Below are 3,644 nucleotides of genomic sequence, written 5' to 3'. Positions count from 1 at the left end.
GGCTACCAGCACATATTTAGTAAATAAAGTTACTTCTTACTTAGATTTTATTTTTGCGATCGCTTGTTTTTTACTGGATCTGACAAAACCGCATTGCTCCCGACGAGCAGCAATACAAAAATTAGACTTCTATTGGCAGTTAGAGTTAACAACTCCAACTCACGGAGAACGTCCTTTTGAAATAGTTCACATTGACCATACTCAACTTGACATTGAATTAGTAAGTTCGTTGCAAAACTTGAGCAATTGCCATTTAGATATTGGCGATACTAAGTATAAAAATTTAGGTCGTCCGTGGGCCACCTTCATGGTAGATGCCTATAGCCGACGATTATTAGCGATATATCTCACCTTTGAAGAGCCAAGTTACCGTTCAATATTGATGGTCATCCGCATTTGCGTGATGAGGTTCAAGAGATTTCCACAAACAATAGTTGTAGATAATGGTGCTGAGTTCCACAGCCATTATTTTGAGCAACTTTTGGCAACTTATGCTTGTACCAAAAAACATCGCCCACCTGCTTATCCTCGATTCGGCTCAGTCGTGGAAAGACTATTTGGAACTGCCAATACCCAACTGATTTATGAATTGCTTGGCAATACCCAACTTACAACAAAACACCGCTGTGTGACTAAATCTGTTAGTCCCTCAAAACAGGCAGTGTGGACGCTAATTGACTTATATTCGGCTCTTTTATCGTGGGGTTACGAGGTATATGACCAACGCGAACATCCAGCACTAGGACAAACACCTAGTGATGCCTTCAATGTCGGAATTGCATTTGGTGGTAGCAGACTGCACAGACGAGTAGAATATGACAACATCTTTCGTATTCTCACTTTACCCGCGCCCCAACAAACTAAACGCAAAGTCCAACCAGGTCAGGGAGTGAAAATTCATAACATTTACTACTGGAATAATGAATTCCGCAATCCGGAAATTGAATTCACATCAGTTGATGTTAGATATGACCCCTGGGATGCTGGAATTGCTTATGCCTTAGTTCAGGGACAATGGGTAGAGTGTATCTCAAAGTACTACCAATACTTTAAAGGACGCTCAGAAAAGGAAATTCAATTAGTTAGTGCAGAATTACTAGTTCGCAAACGACTACAAGGGCATAATTTTATTAACTCAGACCGAGAGTTAGTACAGTTCCTTAACTCTGTTGAGTTAACAGAAGAAAAATTGCTATTACAGCGTCTGAAAAATGCTGAAAATAAAAATGTTTTGCAATTGATTGAAGATGTGTCTACTACTCAATGTGTTTCACATCAGCCCAACTCAGCTTTTCAGACTAATTCATCTGAAGAAAATTTGCTTGACCCGGAAAATAATTATCTAGAAACCGACAAATTAATTGATGTAAAAAACAATAATTTAGAATCCTTAGAATATTATGGAGAGTTCTGATGAATGACAACGAAGGCTTTCCTCACAAACTACTTGAGCAATCTATAGAAGAGAGAATTGCTTACTTTAAAAACTACACAATGGCGCATCCAAAATTGCTGTCAGCCTCGCAAAAGCTCATGCTCACTGTTGAAGAGCCTGCTGCAACTTCACTCATGTTTCTGTTCGGGCCAACAGGTGTTGGTAAAACTACCTTACTACGTCGTATGACTCAAAAGTTGCTAGAAGCAACGCGACCAGATATGGAACGAGATAAAGGTTTTATCCCGATTGCTGGTGTCGAAACAGTTACACCTGAGTTCAGCAATTTTGATTGGAAAGATTTTTATTTACGTACTTTAACTGTATTAAAAGACCCATGTATCGAATTCCCAATTTCTCAGAGAATGACCAATTTAAAGTTGAGGATGTCTGTTGAAGGTGCATTACGTCACCGCAGACTCAAGGTTTTTTATATTGATGAGGCACAAAACTTGAGTAAGGTTGCTAGTGGGCGGAAATTACGCGACCAAACTGACTGTATTAAATCGCTAGCTAATATTACTCACGTACAGTTTATACTTGCAGGCACTTATGAATTATTAATACTTCGTAATCTCAGCGCTCAACTATGCCGACGCAGCCAAGATATTCATTTGGAACGCTATAAAGCAGACAATCTAGAAGATTTAAGAGCTTTTCAAGGTATAGTGCAAACATTCCAACGACATTTACCATTGCAAATTGAACCTGATTTGCTCAAACATTGGGACTTCTGCTATGAGCGCTGTGTTGGTTGTGTCGGCATTCTCAAAGATTGGTTATCTCGTGCTTTATTTAGTGCTTTGCTCAAAGGTGACAAAACTTTAACTTTTTCCGATCTTGAGTCACATGCTCTCAAAACTGAGCAGTGCATAATTCTGCTTAACGAAGCTCTTCATGGGGAGGAACAACTTAATAGCCGTAGGGATACCAACGCTCTGCGGGCTGCTTTGGGATTAGAAGTCGCAACTGATGTGACTCCAGAAACATTGCAGACATCTGCTAAAAAAACTCGTCATCACGCTGTGGTCGGTCAGCCTCTGCCACAGCGTCGTCCTGTCGGTGGTGGACACAATGCCTGTTGAGAACTTGAAATTGTATCAATCATGGGAATTAGAGCAACCCATACTACCTGAGCGTAGCCGTCTTTTCTCTCTACCACCAGTTAGTGTCGGCACAGCAATTGGCGAGAGCTTGAGTAGCTACTTAATTCGCTTGGCTGATGCACATGGAATTACAGTTGGGGACTTGATTCGCTATTACATTGCTCCTTTATTTTTTCTTAACGAGCAGCCTCCAGGATTATCCAAAAAAGATGCTATCGAGCTAGTTGTAGTTAGATTGCGAAAAGAACTAGCCATTTTGCAGCAACCAACTGCCCAATTTTGGCTTTCCCAAACACAGCATGTTTCTAAGGTTGTTAATGTACTAGAAATCTTAACTGGTCGCAAAGATATCAGCTATTTAACTTTGTTGCCTTGGAAAACTTGGCGACTTTCATTTAACCACATCTTCCATACACAGCAGCGTTGGTGTGCAGGTTGCTATCAAGATTGGCGTGATGCTAATACTCCTGTGTATCAACCTCTGTTATGGGCGTTAGAGCCTGTAACTGTCTGCCCATACCATCAACGCTATTTACAAATATACTGTTTGTGCTACGGTCATACCCAACCTTTTTTCCAACCTCAGAAATTAAACGGCTACTGTCACGAGTGTGGTGCTTGGCTTGGGCGCAATCTTGACGTACCGAGTCATAGCCGAAGCAAAGGGCGCAAATTTGAGCGGGATTTGTGGATTGCTCAAGCTCTTGGAAATCTGCTTGCTGCTACTCCCTCACTCCACACAAATCCCCTCATCAGAGAAACAAAAGTTACCCCTAAACGAACATTGCCTACTTTATACAAGTTTTTGAGATGGTGTTACAAGCTTAGTTTATCTCCTGTTGAGGGTTTAAGCTTGCTCGAAATCCAGTAAGGCAAGCAACAGGATAACAACGGCTCTACTTTATTTTCCTTCTACTCCTCGATCCAAGCATAAGTTGTCCGAGTTCAATCCAAGCCATAAGTTGTCCGATTTTGACAACTTATGGCTAAAGTCACAACAACTGTCACTGTAATTATAAAATGAGCAACTCTGAAAGCATAAGTTGAGCAACAGATTGCTTGAAACAGTATTAATCCCGTCAGAAGGAACAACCAAACAGAAG

3 protein-coding genes are annotated in these 3,644 nt (G+C 40.9%); all 3 read left to right on the top strand.

All coding sequences use genetic code 11. The annotated features are described in order from the left end of the window. Positions 1 to 1,414, top strand: a 1,414-nt coding sequence (locus tag H6G86_RS37905) for a TnsB C-terminal domain-containing protein (protein ID WP_190938695.1), incomplete at its 5' end; no start/stop codon positions are given. Beyond that, positions 1,414 to 2,520: an ATP-binding protein gene (locus H6G86_RS37900; protein WP_190938694.1), complete on the top strand. Its 1,107-nt coding sequence runs from the start codon at positions 1,414 to 1,416 to the stop codon at positions 2,518 to 2,520. The genes H6G86_RS37905 and H6G86_RS37900, both read left to right, overlap by 1 nt. Beyond that, complete coding sequence (locus H6G86_RS37895; protein WP_190938693.1) at positions 2,510 to 3,412, top strand: TniQ family protein; 903 nt, start codon at positions 2,510 to 2,512, stop codon at positions 3,410 to 3,412. Before H6G86_RS37900 ends, H6G86_RS37895 begins: the two co-directional genes overlap by 11 nt. Positions 3,413 to 3,644 lie beyond the last annotated feature (232 nt).

The sequence above is a fragment of the Nostoc sp. FACHB-133 genome, from assembly GCF_014698055.1.
Taxonomy (GTDB): Bacteria; Cyanobacteriota; Cyanobacteriia; order Cyanobacteriales; family Nostocaceae; genus Nostoc.
Note: the sequence above shows the minus strand (reverse complement) of the source record. Positions and strands in the feature narration are given on the sequence as shown.

Excerpts from the sequence above, each read along its gene's own strand:
- H6G86_RS37900 (WP_190938694.1), top strand. The coding sequence starts at position 1,414 with ATGAATGACAACGAAGGCTTTCCTCACAAACTACTTGAGCAATCTATA.
- H6G86_RS37895 (WP_190938693.1), top strand. The coding sequence starts at position 2,510 with ATGCCTGTTGAGAACTTGAAATTGTATCAATCATGGGAATTAGAGCAA.